Source organism: Exiguobacterium artemiae (assembly GCF_033342815.1).
Taxonomy (GTDB): Bacteria; Bacillota; Bacilli; order Exiguobacteriales; family Exiguobacteriaceae; genus Exiguobacterium_A; species Exiguobacterium_A artemiae_A.
On record NZ_JAWPEN010000001.1, the window covers coordinates 1 to 13,543 of the forward strand.

The window sequence follows — 13,543 nt, forward strand, 5'->3', positions numbered from 1 at the left end:
CATTTCACTTCGCTTGAATATACGTTTTTGCCCATGCAAAAACACCTCCGATGCTAGTACTTTTTAAAAGTGTACCACTCCGAAGGTGTTTTATATTGTCTCAAAATTTTAGGTTAGCCCAAAACTACTTTGGAATATCAAAGTAGTTTTTTTATGGTTTAAGACGAACCAGTACGTCGTCTTCATCGGACGGATTTCCTCGTCCATCTGTATTGTTCGTCACATAATAAAGTTCTTCCCCGTCCGTCATCACGTCCCGAATGCGCCCGCGATCCGTCACGAGTTGTTCCACTTTTGACGATTCCGTCTCAATCGACCGGAGACTTTGACCGACCAGCGTCCCGAAATACAGTTTCCCGTTTTGTTCGGCTACTCCGCTCGGCGCAACTGATTTTTCGCCCACTTCATACCAAGGTGTGACGAGCCCTTTTTGCTTTTCCGTCCCTTCAATCAACGGCCATCCGTAATTTTTTTGTTCGATCCGGTTGATTTCATCGTGTCCGTTCTGTCCGTGTTCCGTTGCATACAGGGTTTGGTCGACAAACACCAACCCTTGTGGATTTCGGTGACCGTAACTATAGACGTATTCTTTTAAATTCCCCTTCGCCAGGCTACCGTTGAGATTCATCCGCAGAATTTTTCCCGATAACGAAGAGAGCTTTTGAGCATTTTCAGGTACTGCTGCGTCTCCGACCGTGACATACAACAATCCATCCGGTCCGATTTCGATTCGACCGCCATTATGAATCGAGGCACCGGGAATCGTGTCGAGCAGTACGCGTTGTTCTTTCCAGGATTCCTTTTCTTCCTTAATCGCAATGATGCGGTTCCAGAGCGCGCCATCCTTCTCATACGTATGATAGACATATGCTGTTCGATTCTTTGAAAAATCCGGATCAAGCGCCATCCCAAGCAGTCCGCCTTCCCCTTCCGCAACGACCGGTTCGGTCAGTTTGAGATCCATCCGGCTATACTTCCCTTCCGTTCCTTTGACGATTGTGCCTTCCCGTTCGGTAATATAAAAGGTTTGTTGGTTTTTTTCAATATTCCATGGTGTCCTTAAATTTTTGAAAATGATATCACTTTTGACCGTTTCCGATGTTTTCGGAATCGTTTTTGATGAATCTTTAGTCGTCGTTTCCGAACATCCGGCTAATAGAATCGCAAGACCACACGAAATGCCTAAGCTTCGGTTTATCATCTCGATCACCTCTTGCTGTTTTTTTCCCGAACCTGCCGTAAACTATTCCTCGAATCGAACATGGAACACGTTTCACTTGATTTCACACAAAAAAAAGTCCCGCTTCCAAAAGGAAACGGGACTTTTTTTATTGATTTACGATTAAGAAGCAGTTCGTTCTCGCTCACGTTTGACCATCCACATCCGGAATCGGTAAATTCCGAGAATGACGACCATCGCAAGTAAGACTTCAGGAATCGGCCATGTCCAAAAGACGAGTGTTAAAGCAGCAGAAAATACCGCGAGTAACAAATAGACAATCAGTGATTTCCACCAGGCTAACTCTTTTGCAAAACCTAATTTAAAAACGATTAACGTCAAGATGACGACCGTAATCATCAGTGCATTAAATCCGGCACTCAAGTTATTCGGATCACTTCCCACACCAAGCAATTTCGCAACGGCAGGAATATCAAATTTCGAGAAATCAGAAGCAACGGCAGGTTGTGCAGTCATTGCCAGTCCCCCTTACGTGTTAAGAGCTCAGTCTTTACCAAGACGACGGCGCTTGTCTTGTTTTTCACGTTCGTTTTTGTTTAATACTTGTTTACGAAGACGAACTGATTGCGGTGTGATCTCACAGTACTCATCTTCATTCAAGAATGTTAATGATTCTTCAAGTGAGAAGACACGTGGACGTTTAAGAACGTTTGTTGTATCTTTCGCAGATGCACGCATGTTCGTCAATTGTTTCGCTTTAACAACGTTAACAGCGAGGTCGACGTCACGGTTACATTCACCGATGATCATTCCTTCATACACTTCAAGGCCTGGCTCGATGAAGATCGTTCCTCGGTCTTCAAGTGCAGAAATCGCATAAGCAGTCGCTTTACCAGCCTCGATTGAGACCATAACACCACTGCGGCGTCCACCGATATCCGCGTTGATAAACGGACGGTATTCTTCGAATGTGTGGTTCATGATTCCGTATCCGCGTGTTGCAGATAAGAATTCATTCCGGTATCCAATCAATCCACGTGAAGGAACGATGAATTCCATTTTTGTTTGTCCGTTATCCATTGTCTGCATGTTCGTCAGTTCACCTTTACGGAGACCGATCGATTCCATGACACCACCTGTGTACTCTTCAGGTGTATCAATGACAACGCGCTCAAACGGCTCAACTTTAACGCCATCTTCAACTTTGATGATTACCTGCGGTTTAGATACTTGAATTTCGTATCCTTCACGACGCATGTTTTCAATCAAAATCCCGAGGTGAAGCTCACCACGGCCAGATACGATCCAGCGGTCCGGCGAATCTGTGTTTTCGATACGGAGCGAAACGTCTGTTTCAAGTTCTTTTTCAAGACGCTCTTCGATTTTACGCGAAGTGACGAGGTCACCTTCACGACCAGCGAATGGCGAGTTGTTAACGATGAACGTCATTTGAAGAGTCGGCTCATCAATACGAAGTAATGGGAGTGGATCGACGTGTGAAGTCGGGCAAACCGTTTCACCGACGTTGATATCTTCCATACCTGCGATTGCGATCAAATCTCCAGCTTTTGCAGCTTCGATTTCAACACGTTTCAAACCAAAGTATCCGAATAATTTTGTAACACGGAAGTTTTTGATTGATCCATCAAGTTTAGAAAGCGAAACGCTGTCTCCAACTTTGATTTCTCCACGGAAAACGCGTCCTACTCCGATACGTCCAAGATAGTTATCGTAGTCGAGCATTGTAACTTGGAATTGTAACGGGTCCATGCTGTTGTCAACAGGAGCCGGTGTGTGTTCAAGAATCAAATCAAGAACGTTTGTAATTGTATCTTCTTGATTTTCAAGTTCAGGGTCAAATGAACTTGAGCCGTTGACTGCCGATGCATAAACGACTGGGAATTCGAGTTGGTCTTCATCTGCTCCAAGATCGATTAAGAGGTCGACGACTTCGTCAACAACTTCGAGTGGACGGACCATCGGCTTATCAATTTTATTGACGACGACGATTGGTTGAAGACCTTGTTCAAGTGCTTTTTTCAATACGAAACGTGTTTGTGGCATACAGCCTTCACGTGCATCGACAACGAGGATAACGCCGTCAACCATACGCATGATACGTTCTACTTCACCACCGAAATCGGCGTGACCTGGTGTATCAACGATGTTGATGCGTGTATTTTTGTAATCAATTGCCGTATTTTTAGCAAGGATCGTGATTCCGCGCTCACGCTCGATATCATTTGAGTCCATTGCGCGTTCTTCGACTAGTTCATTCGCACGGAATGTTCCAGATTGTTTTAAAAGCTCATCGACGAGTGTCGTTTTACCATGGTCAACGTGGGCGATGATCGCGACGTTGCGTAAATCGTTTCTTACTAATGTTGTCATAGGTGTGTACCTCTTTCTGTTCATTTAAATAATCCATTAATACTTTCGGTCAACTTTAAGAGTATAGCACAGGTTGACTAGTAGTTGGCAATCACTTCGATTGAAGATGACAGCGAAAGCCTTTTCATTGTCCCTGATTCACGCTAAACTAAAGACGAGTTCATGTATCGTGAGGGGGAAATGACAAATGCGGATTCTTTTTTTATTGTTAGCCATTATCGCAGTCGGTTCAATGGCTGCCATCGGTATTTTTATTGCGGAGCAAAACGTACTTATGATTGTCGTCTCACTTCTTTTGACTATCGGAACAATGGGAGTAGGCTTCGTCTTGAAAGCTCGTTTACGTAAACAAGCTTAAACGCCCTCTAGGGGCGTTTTATTTTTGCACGTACGTTAAGACATCCTCAACGAATTGCCGACTTCCTGCCAATACACTCGTTTGTTCGAGATACGTCATGTCCGCTCCTTCGATCGTCCCGACCCGTCCGCCGAGCTCTTCAATCAGGACTTGTCCCCCTGTATAATCCCATGGCATGTTTCGCATCGTAATATACCCGTCGACCCGTCCTGCCGCAACCCAGGCAAGTTCGAGTGAAGCCGCACCGACTGCCCGAACACCGACCGCATCACGGACAAGAGGCGCGAGCAGATTGGAATCGATTCGCCGATTTGCCGTCACCCATGTCGCGTTCATGCAAATAATCGCTTCCTTGACCGGTCTCTCTTTGATTGGCGCAAGCCGGATTCCGTTTTCGTAAGCCCCCTGCCCTTTAATGGCATGAAACAGTTCATCTGCCATCACGTCATAGACGAATCCGTAACGTAACTCTCCTTCTACCATAATGGCAATCGAGATGGCAAATAATCGTTTTTGACGAATGAAGTTCATCGTCCCGTCAATCGGATCAACGAACCAGACCGTGCCTTCCAACGTATCCGGACGAACGATTCGTCCTTCTTCTCCGTACACATGATGATCAGGATACCGATTCAAAATTCCTCGAATCAGTAAATCCTCCACGTGCTGATCAATTTCTGTGACAAGATCACTTTTATTTGTTTTTTCTTCTATATGATACGCTTGATCCATCTTTTGACGGATATACTTTCCCGCCCGCTTGATTAGATCGATCGCATGTAACTCAATCCCTTGCATCCGACTCACCCTTTCCGTCTCCTTTAGACCGTCCTACTTTCTCATGATAACAAAAAAAATCAACCAACAAAAATTTCGCTGGTTGATTTTGGGATTATTTTATTATCGTTTATTCTATTTTAAGAAAATCATCTTGATTACGCTTCAAGACGAACCATCTCTTGGCGGTATTTTTCAAGACGTTCCTTACTGGCACCCATCGCTTCCGTATCACTTGCTACAATTGCATCATGTAATGTCGCAAGTTCATAATCGATTTCAAGGCGCAATACAGGAATGCGTTTTTCTGCATCTTTTCTTTTGTATGCTTCAATCACTTGTTTCACAGTAACCACACTCCTTCGCGGGATAAAAAACTTAGTTATCAGACAATTGCGACTAATTAGTGGATTGAATCCATAATAGTACGATTTAACTTAGATGTAAAGTATCTATTTTTAAATTTTGCAGTTGTACGATATCGTCTTGTATGTAGTATATAACCAGTTTTTGTTTTTTCTAAACAAACAACCTCTCTTCTGAATGGTCAGAAAAGAGGTTGTTTGCCGATACGGATTTCGTTACTTTTTCAAACGCAACAAAGCATCAGTTTGTTTTCTTGCTTGCTGAACTGCACGGTAGCTCGAACATCCAGTCTCTTCAAAATAAAACTGATCAAGCTGTTTTTCTTCCGACTTTGAATTGACGATGGTTTTAAAAGACTGGTAGGCATTTAAAAAGACCGTTCGATCGATTCCTTTTTCATAAGCCTCTTCGACCATATTAAAAAATTGGATGACTGTTACGATTTCGTCCGTCGACCAGTCCGGATTAATAGGATAATTGACCGCCATTGTGACACTTCCTTTCTTGACGCTTCCTATTTTACAACGAAATCGAACATAAAACAGTTGCAACCTTATGAAAACTTGTTATAGTTAGCTTGTTTGATTGTTTTTTTATTCGGTTTTAAGGGGGGAAATCTGGTGCAAACAAAAAGCTTAACACAGCTCGATACACCTTTATTCGATGCGCTGCTTGCGCATGCGAAACGTCAACCAATTCAATTTCATATTCCCGGTCATAAAAATGGCCAAGGGATGGATCCTGCTTTTCGATCATTCATCGGTCAAAACGCGCTTGATATCGATTTAATCAATATCGCGCCACTCGATGATTTACATCATCCAAAGGGAATCATCAAAGATGCTCATCAACTAGCAGCCCAAGCCTTTCATGCAGACGAAACATTTTTCTCCGTTCAAGGAACCTCGACCGCCATCATGGCGATGATCATGAGTGTCGTCGGTCCGGATGATAAAATTCTAGTTCCTCGGAACGTTCATAAATCGGTTATGTCGGCTATCGTTCTTTCTGGAGCGCACCCGATTTTCATTCACCCGGAGTTTGATGAAATGTTCGGTATCGCTCATGGTATCACACCAAGCGCCGTCGAGCGTGCACTCAGTCTTCATCCGGATACTAAAGCGGTCCTCGTCATCAATCCGACGTACTTCGGCGTTGCAGGTGACTTAGAGAGCATCGTTACCCTTGCTCATAGCAAAGGCATCCCCGTCCTCGTCGACGAAGCGCACGGCGTTCACATCGCATTCCACGATGATATGCCGCTTTCTGCGATGCAGGCTGGTGCAGACCTTGCTGCGACAAGTGTTCATAAATTAGGAGGATCACTTACCGGCAGTTCCGTCCTGAATGTCCGTCGCGGTCTCGTCTCGCCGGATAAAGTACAAGCTGTCCTGTCGATGTTGACGACGACTTCTACGTCGTATCTTTTACTGGCATCACTCGACTGCGCCCGCCGGCATCTCGCGATCAACGGAGAAGCGATGAACCGTCGCGCGCTCGAACTGGCGACACGGATGCGGATGGGACTGGCAAAACTTCCTTATCTCGCAGTATTTGGTGAATCGGATCTTCATTCCAGTGCGACATTTGCCTTTGATCCGACAAAAGTTCTGATTTCTGTCAAAGGACTCGGCATCTCCGGTCATCTTGTCGAAGAATTTTTACGGGACGAACATCGCATCGAAGTGGAACTGTCCGACTTAAACAACATCTTGCTGATCATCACTTCCGGTGATTCGGAAGAGACGATTGATGCCTTGCTTACAGGAATGGCTGATCTCGTAGAACGTCATCGGGATACAGGGGCTAAAACATCTTCTCACTCAATCGTCTTACCCGACATTCCGGCACTCGCTCTCAGTCCGCGTGATGCCTTTTATGAAGAAACGGAAACCATTCCACTTGCAGACGCTGTCGGCCGGATTTCGGCAGAGTTCATGATGGTTTATCCACCCGGCATTCCGATTTTCATTCCGGGTGAAATGATTACGACAGACAATTTGGCGTACATCAAAGAAAATATCGAAGCCGGTCTTCCTGTCCAAGGACTCGAAGATCATACACTTGAGACCATTAAAGTCATTCAACAATCGAATGCAATTCGTTAAGTTTCGTTCATAGTAAGCGGCTGACTCTTAAAGTCCGCTTCTCCAATAGACAAGGGGGCAGATTCCAAATCTGCCCCCTTGTCTTGTTTAAACAGGAATTATTCTTTTAGAAGCAGCCTCTTTTAATCTGCCTGCTCATAACTCGGTACATCCGGTAACAGCGTCGCCAAAAATTCTCCGACCGTCTCGGCATCCACCGATTCAATCCCGAGCAGACGCGTCATGGCATCCGCCTCGAGAACATCTGTATGATCGAGTAAAGCGGCCCGTCCGCTCGTGAGACTGACAACTAACACCTTCCCGAAAAACTGTTTGGTAAAGACGACACCAAAATCGTACCGCGCTTGTTCCGTTGTCATCCCGATAAACCTGACTTTATCCGTTTCTGAGACATGATACAGTTCTTCAAGTGGTGACAGTTGAGATTCCATCTTGTCTCACCCTTTCTTTTTTATCCTTTTCCTGTTTTAAATACAGATTAAACGACAAAAAAACCTTAAGCGGTCGGCTCCCCGCTTAAGGTTTTTTGGTTTATTTCATGATGTGGATTGGGCTACCGATTGCAACTTCAGCAGTTTCCATTGCGATTTCACCGAGTGAAGGGTGCGCGTGGATTGTGAGTGCGATATCTTCAGCTGTCATACCAGACTCGATTGCGAGTCCCATCTCTGCGATCATGTCAGATGCGCCTGTACCAGCGATTTGAGCACCAATCAAGAGACCGTCTGCTTTACGTGTGATCATTTTCAAGAAGCCGTCTGGCTCGTTGAGTGCAAGAGCACGTCCGTTTGCAGCGTAAGGGAATTTAGACGCAACATAGTCGAGTCCTTCTTCTTTTGCTTGTGCTTCCGTATAACCGACTGTTGCGAGTTCTGGGTCTGTGAAGACAATCGCAGGAATCGCGCTGTAGTCGAGGTATGCCGGATGTCCAGCAGCTGCTTCAGCAGCAATTTTTGCTTCGAATGAAGCTTTGTGTGCAAGTGGCGGTCCAGGAACGATGTCCCCGATAGCATAGATGTTTTCGTTCGACGTACGGCACTGATCGTCGATTTCGACGAGTCCACGTTCGCTGACTTTAACTTCTGCCATTTCAAGACCGAGATCAGATGTGTTCGGGCGACGACCAACTGTGACGAGGACGTAGTCCGCTTCGACAGTTTGTGTTTCACCTTTGACTTCAAACGTAACTTTTACGCCTTCTTCTGTCTCTTCGACACTTTGTGCAAGTGCTTCGTTGTGAATCGTGATGTTTCCTTTTTGTTTGAGCTTTTTCTTAACGACTTGCGTCATTGCAGGCTCGAATCCAGAAAGGATATCTTTTGTACCTTCTAAGATGACAACTTCAGTGTCAAAGTTAGCATACGCTGTTCCGAGCTCCATTCCGATGTACCCGCCGCCGATGACGATGAGTTTTTTCGGAAGTTCAGGAAGGTTCAAAGCGCCTGTTGAAGAAAGGACACGTTTTGACCATTTGAAAGCTGGAAGTTCGATTGGAGTCGAACCTGTTGCGATGATACATTTTTTGAATTTGTAAGGTGTAGAAGAATCTTCATTGATGATACGAACTGTATCTTCAGATTGGAAGTAAGCTTCCCCAACGACTGTTTCAACGTTGTTACCTTTAAGAAGGCCACCAACACCACCAGTCAATTTGTTGACGACTGATTGTTTCCAAGATTGAACTTTTGAGAAGTCGACAGCGACGTTCTCAGATGTGATTCCCATTGAATCAGAACCTTTTGCATGTTGGAAGTTGTGTCCAGCTGTGATCAAGGCTTTTGACGGGATACATCCGACGTTCAAACAAACACCACCGACGTTTTCACGTTCGACGACTGTTACTTTAAGTCCGAGTTGCGCACCGCGGATTGCAGCGACGTAACCACCAGGGCCAGCCCCGATTACGAGTAAATCTGTTTCTTGTGCGAATTCACCTACTACCATTGCTTATCCCTCCATAATGAGAAGTTGTGGGTCGTTTAACAGACGTTTAACCAAGTTAAGCGCGTTTTGTGCTGTAGCACCATCGATGAGACGGTGGTCGAAGCTGAATGACAAAGCAAGTACTGGTGCTGCAACGATTTCACCGTTTTTGACGACCGCTTTTTCAGCGATACGGCCAATACCGAGGATTGCAACTTCTGGGTGGTTGATGACAGGTGTGAACCATTGTCCACCAGCAGAACCGATGTTTGTGATTGTGATCGATCCGCCTTTCATTTCGTCCCCAGAAAGTTTACCGTCACGTGCTTTACCAGCAAGGTCGTTAATGTTATCTGCTAATCCGAAGATTGATTTACGGTCTGCATCTTTGACGACAGGAACAACAAGACCGTTGTCTGTGTCTGCTGCGATACCGATGTTGAAGTAGTTTTTGTAAACGACTTCTTCGTTCACATCGTCGATTGACGCGTTGATTGCAGGGTATTTTTTAGCTGCAGCAGTCAATGCTTTTACAACGAATGGAAGATACGTCAATTTCGTACCTTGTGCTGCCGCAACTTCTTTGAAGTTTTTACGGAGTGCAACAAGATTCGTAACATCGACTTCGTCCATCAATGTAACGTGTGGTGCTGTATGTTTCGAGTTGACCATTGCTTTCGAAATCGCTTTACGGATTCCTTTGATCTTCTCGCGTGTTTCGAGCTCAGGTTGAGCTGCAACATACGGTTTCACTTCAGATTTAGATGCTGAAGCTTGTGCTGCCGGTGCTTTTTCTTCTGCTGCTGGTGCAGTTGAAGATTGTCCACCGTTTGCAAATGCATCGATGTCTTCTTTGACAACGCGACCGTTGTCACCAGAACCTTGAACTTCACGGATATCGACGCCTTTTTCACGTGCATATTTACGCACTGAAGGCATTGCGATAACGCGTTCTGATTTATGGATTTGAACTTCATTTGGCTTGTCTTCGACTTTTTTGTCTGTGTCTTGGACATCTTTTGCGTTGTCTGCTGCTTTAGGTTGTTCCGGTGCTTCTTCTTCAGAAGGAGCTGAACCTTCGCCTTCCACATCAAACGTGATCAATACGTCACCAACGACGGCTACGATGCCTTCGTCGACTTTTACTTCTTTGACTGTGCCATCAACTGGTGACGGGATTTCAACGACTGCTTTATCGTTTTGTACTTCAAGAAGAATGTCATCCTCTTTCACTGTGTCGCCTGCTTTAACGAACCACTTTACGATTTCACCTTCGTGAATACCCTCACCGATATCCGGTAATTTGAATTCAAATAAACCCATTTGAATTAGCCTCCTTTTATTTCACTCTTCTGGTCGATTGTTATCTTTAAAACGGAAGCAAGGAGAGAATTGCCTCTCTCCTTTTTTCCGGTTCACTCTTAGAAGTTGTAAACAGTTTTTACTTTTTCGACGATATCTTTGTGGTCCGGAAGCCATGCATCTTCACCTTGTGCAAACGGGAAGATTGTGTCAGGTGCCGCAACACGAAGGATCGGTGCTTCGAGGTCAAGAATCGCGCGCTCCTGAATTTCAGTTGCGACCATTGCAGCCACACCTGCTTGTTTTTGAGCTTCTTGAACAACAACAACACGGTTCGTTTTCTTAACTGATTCAACGATTGTATCGATGTCGATCGGGCTGATTGTCATCAAGTCGATGATTTCAACGCTGATGTTTTCTTTTTCAAGCTCTTCAGCAGCTTTGAGTGACGCGTGAACCATTGCACCGTACGTTACGATTGTCACGTCAGTACCTTCACGTTTGATGTCTGCTTTTCCGAGTTCGATCGTGTAGTCGCCCTCTGGCACTTCACCGCGGAATGAACGGTACAGTTTCATGTGCTCAAGGAACACAACTGGATCGTTATCGCGGATTGATGCGATCAAAAGACCTTTTGCATCATACGGAGTTGAAGGGATGACGACTTTAAGTCCTGGTGACTGAGCCATTAATCCTTCCAAGTTATCTGCATGAAGCTCAGGTGTTTTAACACCGCCACCGAATGGTGAACGGATTGTGACAGGTGCACTGTACGTGCCGCCTGAACGGTAACGTAAACGTGCGAGTTGTGCCGCTACAGAATCAAATACTTCGAATACGAAACCGAAGAATTGGATTTCCATGATTGGACGGAAACCAGTTAAGCTGAATCCGACTGCAAGACCACCAATACCAGATTCGGCAAGTGGTGTATCGAAGACACGGTCTTCACCTAATTCGTCTTGAAGACCTTCTGTCGCACGGAATACCCCACCGTTTTTACCGACGTCTTCACCGAACAAGAGAACTTGCTCGTCGCGTTTCATCTCGACGCGCATTGCGTCAGTGATCGCTTGGATCATCGTCATTTGTGCCATGGGTTATTTCGACTCCTTTGCTGTATACTCATCAAGCTGCTCTTGCAGGTTTTGTGGTAACTTTTCAGCCATCACGTTGATGAAGTCTGTTACTTTTTGTTTTGGTTCTTTATCTGCTTGAGCGAGTGCTTCTTTAACGTCCGCTTTCGCTTGTTCAATCACTTCGTTCTCTTTGTCTTCGTTCCAAAGACCTTTTGTTTCCATGAATGCACGGAAACGAACGAGTGGATCTTGTGCTTGGTACTCATCATCCATATCTTTTGTACGGTAACGTGTTGGATCATCTCCAGCGAGCGTATGCGGTCCGTAACGGTATGTGAGCGTTTCGATCAATGTCGGAACACCGTTCAGTGCTTCAACACGAGCTTGTTTTGTTGCTGCGTAGACAGCAAGAACGTCCATTCCGTCAACTTGGATTCCGTTGATTCCGGCTGCAACAGCTTTTTGAGCGATTGTTTTCGCCATCGATTGTTTTTCAACCGGTGTAGAAATCGCAAAACGGTTGTTTTGGACAACGAAGATCGCAGGTGCTTTAAATGCTCCGGCAAAGTTCATACCTTCGTAGAAGTCACCTTGTGACGATCCGCCATCACCTGTGTACGTGATTGCGACTTGTTCTTTTCCACTTTTCTTAAGACCGAGTGCAACACCGGCAGCTTGCACGATTTGTGCACCGATGATGATTTGCGGCATTAAGACGTTAACACCTTCAGGAATCTTACCGCCTGTGATGTGTCCGCGTGAGAACAAGAATGCTTTATAAAGCGGGAAACCATGGAAAACCATTTGCGGGATATCACGGTATCCTGGAAGAATCCAGTCATCTTTATCTAAAGCAAATTGTGAACCGATCATTGACGCTTCTTGTCCAGCGACTGGCGCGTAGAAACCAAGACGTCCTTGACGGTTGAGTGAGATTGCACGTTGGTCCCAGATACGTGTGTAAACGAGACGACGCATTAATTCCGTAAGTTCTTCATCTGAGAGATCCGGCATAGCGTCTTTGTTGACGACTTCACCTTTCTCATCCAAAATGCGGAATGTTTCAAAGTTTTCTTCCACGTTTTTAAACATGTTTAAGTTCATCTTTTCACCTCATCCTTTCACTGTGTTCAGCGAAATATTCCTCTTACTGACTTGCTACATACCAATAGTGTTCAAAAAATGAAGTCCCGTATGACCTTTTCTTGAACATATATCTGTGTACCTATCCAGTTGAGTAAACTGTATTAACATGAAGAGACACGCAAGCATGTCTTGTTCATTACGTTACAAGTATAAAACTGTAACGCCTATAAAATCAAAGGAAATGTTTTATTTTTTTTAGCGGATGTTCTTGTGAACGACCTCACATACAAAGATCGCCTTTACTTCTGTACTATTCATCAATTCACAACTGTGTTAGTTATTAATATTCCTCCTTTGATATGCTATAATTTTTTTAGATGAAAGGGGTGCTGTTCATGATTACCATGAATGAGATCGTTCGGGAAGATGTCCCTTCGCTTCACGAACGTTCTGTCGACGTTACCTTCCCTCTCAGTGAGGAAGATAAGGAAACGATGCGTCTGATGATGGAATATCTCGCCAACAGTCAAGACGATGAATTAGCAGAAAAATATGATTTACGTAGCGGGATTGGACTGGCGGCTCCACAAATCGGAGTCAATAAACGAATGTTTGCCATTCGCCTGCAAGACGGGGACGACATTCTCGAGTTCGGGATTTATAATCCTAAGATCGTCAGTCATTCCGTTGAACAAACGTATCTTGCCGGCGGAGAAGGTTGTTTGTCCGTTGACCGGGAAGTCGAAGGTCATGTACCGCGCTATATGCGTATTACCCTGTCTGGCATCGATCATAACGGAAATCCTGTAAAATTAAGATTAAAAGGATTAAAAGCCGTCGTTTGCCAACATGAATACGATCATTTGGACGGCATCATGTTTTACGATCGAATCGATCCGAAAGAACCATTCAAGGAGTACGGTTCGTCTCTCTAATAAGAACGAAGCAACAAAAAGACATTTCCAAAATACGG

At 44.9% G+C, this 13,543-nt stretch carries 14 protein-coding genes; 3 read left to right on the forward strand and 11 right to left on the reverse strand.

Going from position 1 to position 13,543, the window contains the following annotated elements; genetic code table 11:
* Positions 1–151: 151 nt before the first annotated feature.
* The 3 genes from R7V76_RS00005 to typA all read right to left on the reverse strand — a co-directional run bounded on the left by R7V76_RS00005 (position 152) and on the right by typA (position 3,571).
* Positions 152–1,201 carry a PQQ-dependent sugar dehydrogenase gene (locus tag R7V76_RS00005; RefSeq protein ID WP_318090606.1) on the reverse strand — a complete coding sequence of 350 codons (1,050 nt, stop codon included), beginning with the start codon at positions 1,199–1,201 and terminating at the stop codon, positions 152–154.
* Between the two features lie 141 nt (positions 1,202–1,342).
* Complete coding sequence (locus R7V76_RS00010; RefSeq protein ID WP_012370870.1) at positions 1,343–1,696, reverse strand: YlaH-like family protein; 354 nt, start codon at positions 1,694–1,696, stop codon at positions 1,343–1,345.
* Between the two features lie 27 nt (positions 1,697–1,723).
* Positions 1,724–3,571 (reverse strand): translational GTPase TypA, encoded by a 1,848-nt coding sequence (typA, locus tag R7V76_RS00015; protein ID WP_318090619.1) that lies wholly within the window; start codon positions 3,569–3,571, stop codon positions 1,724–1,726.
* 187 nt (positions 3,572–3,758) lie between these two features.
* On the opposite strand from typA, the gene R7V76_RS00020 reads away from it, so the two are divergent.
* Positions 3,759–3,929, forward strand: coding sequence for a DUF5325 family protein (locus R7V76_RS00020; protein ID WP_012370872.1), 171 nt, complete (start codon positions 3,759–3,761; stop codon positions 3,927–3,929).
* 18 nt (positions 3,930–3,947) lie between these two features.
* Here the strand turns inward: R7V76_RS00020 and R7V76_RS00025 are convergent, their stop codons facing one another.
* The 3 genes from R7V76_RS00025 to R7V76_RS00035 all read right to left on the reverse strand — a co-directional run bounded on the left by R7V76_RS00025 (position 3,948) and on the right by R7V76_RS00035 (position 5,560).
* Positions 3,948–4,727 carry an inositol monophosphatase family protein gene (locus R7V76_RS00025; protein ID WP_318091167.1) on the reverse strand — a complete coding sequence of 260 codons (780 nt, stop codon included), beginning with the start codon at positions 4,725–4,727 and terminating at the stop codon, positions 3,948–3,950.
* Between the two features lie 137 nt (positions 4,728–4,864).
* Positions 4,865–5,053 (reverse strand): hypothetical protein, encoded by a 189-nt coding sequence (locus R7V76_RS00030; protein WP_012370874.1) that lies wholly within the window; start codon positions 5,051–5,053, stop codon positions 4,865–4,867.
* 234 nt (positions 5,054–5,287) lie between these two features.
* Complete coding sequence (locus tag R7V76_RS00035; RefSeq protein WP_318090625.1) at positions 5,288–5,560, reverse strand: UPF0223 family protein; 273 nt, start codon at positions 5,558–5,560, stop codon at positions 5,288–5,290.
* A 132-nt stretch (positions 5,561–5,692) separates the two neighbouring features.
* Between R7V76_RS00035 and R7V76_RS00040 the strand changes: the two genes are divergently transcribed.
* On the forward strand, positions 5,693–7,180 hold the full coding sequence (locus tag R7V76_RS00040; RefSeq protein WP_318090627.1) for an aminotransferase class I/II-fold pyridoxal phosphate-dependent enzyme: 1,488 nt from the start codon (positions 5,693–5,695) through the stop codon (positions 7,178–7,180).
* A 122-nt stretch (positions 7,181–7,302) separates the two neighbouring features.
* On the opposite strand, the gene R7V76_RS00045 is transcribed toward R7V76_RS00040, so the two are convergent.
* The 5 genes from R7V76_RS00045 to pdhA all read right to left on the reverse strand — a co-directional run bounded on the left by R7V76_RS00045 (position 7,303) and on the right by pdhA (position 12,588).
* Positions 7,303–7,611, reverse strand: a complete 309-nt coding sequence (locus tag R7V76_RS00045) for an SAV0927 family protein (RefSeq protein WP_318090629.1) — start codon at positions 7,609–7,611, stop codon at positions 7,303–7,305.
* Between the two features lie 100 nt (positions 7,612–7,711).
* A complete protein-coding gene (lpdA, locus tag R7V76_RS00050) occupies positions 7,712–9,124 on the reverse strand; it encodes a dihydrolipoyl dehydrogenase (RefSeq protein WP_318090630.1) in 1,413 nt (470 codons plus the stop codon).
* Positions 9,125–9,127: 3 nt separating this feature from the next.
* Positions 9,128–10,426, reverse strand: coding sequence for a dihydrolipoamide acetyltransferase family protein (locus R7V76_RS00055; RefSeq protein WP_012370879.1), 1,299 nt, complete (start codon positions 10,424–10,426; stop codon positions 9,128–9,130).
* A 98-nt stretch (positions 10,427–10,524) separates the two neighbouring features.
* Positions 10,525–11,502 carry an alpha-ketoacid dehydrogenase subunit beta gene (locus R7V76_RS00060; RefSeq protein WP_318090634.1) on the reverse strand — a complete coding sequence of 326 codons (978 nt, stop codon included), beginning with the start codon at positions 11,500–11,502 and terminating at the stop codon, positions 10,525–10,527.
* Between the two features lie 3 nt (positions 11,503–11,505).
* Positions 11,506–12,588, reverse strand: a complete 1,083-nt coding sequence (gene pdhA, locus R7V76_RS00065) for a pyruvate dehydrogenase (acetyl-transferring) E1 component subunit alpha (protein ID WP_012370881.1) — start codon at positions 12,586–12,588, stop codon at positions 11,506–11,508.
* A gap of 377 nt (positions 12,589–12,965) precedes the next feature.
* On the opposite strand from pdhA, the gene def reads away from it, so the two are divergent.
* Positions 12,966–13,505 carry a peptide deformylase gene (def, locus tag R7V76_RS00070; RefSeq protein ID WP_012370882.1) on the forward strand — a complete coding sequence of 180 codons (540 nt, stop codon included), beginning with the start codon at positions 12,966–12,968 and terminating at the stop codon, positions 13,503–13,505.
* Positions 13,506–13,543 lie beyond the last annotated feature (38 nt).

Excerpts from the sequence above, each read along its gene's own strand:
- lpdA (WP_318090630.1), bottom strand. The coding sequence starts at position 9,124 with ATGGTAGTAGGTGAATTCGCACAAGAAACAGATTTACTCGTAATCGGG.
- pdhA (WP_012370881.1), bottom strand. The coding sequence starts at position 12,588 with ATGAACTTAAACATGTTTAAAAACGTGGAAGAAAACTTTGAAACATTC.
- R7V76_RS00060 (WP_318090634.1), bottom strand. The coding sequence starts at position 11,502 with ATGGCACAAATGACGATGATCCAAGCGATCACTGACGCAATGCGCGTC.
- R7V76_RS00005 (WP_318090606.1), bottom strand. The coding sequence starts at position 1,201 with ATGATAAACCGAAGCTTAGGCATTTCGTGTGGTCTTGCGATTCTATTA.
- def (WP_012370882.1), top strand. The coding sequence starts at position 12,966 with ATGATTACCATGAATGAGATCGTTCGGGAAGATGTCCCTTCGCTTCAC.
- R7V76_RS00055 (WP_012370879.1), bottom strand. The coding sequence starts at position 10,426 with ATGGGTTTATTTGAATTCAAATTACCGGATATCGGTGAGGGTATTCAC.
- R7V76_RS00020 (WP_012370872.1), top strand. The coding sequence starts at position 3,759 with ATGCGGATTCTTTTTTTATTGTTAGCCATTATCGCAGTCGGTTCAATG.
- R7V76_RS00045 (WP_318090629.1), bottom strand. The coding sequence starts at position 7,611 with ATGGAATCTCAACTGTCACCACTTGAAGAACTGTATCATGTCTCAGAA.
- R7V76_RS00035 (WP_318090625.1), bottom strand. The coding sequence starts at position 5,560 with ATGGCGGTCAATTATCCTATTAATCCGGACTGGTCGACGGACGAAATC.
- R7V76_RS00010 (WP_012370870.1), bottom strand. The coding sequence starts at position 1,696 with ATGACTGCACAACCTGCCGTTGCTTCTGATTTCTCGAAATTTGATATT.
- R7V76_RS00025 (WP_318091167.1), bottom strand. The coding sequence starts at position 4,727 with ATGCAAGGGATTGAGTTACATGCGATCGATCTAATCAAGCGGGCGGGA.
- typA (WP_318090619.1), bottom strand. The coding sequence starts at position 3,571 with ATGACAACATTAGTAAGAAACGATTTACGCAACGTCGCGATCATCGCC.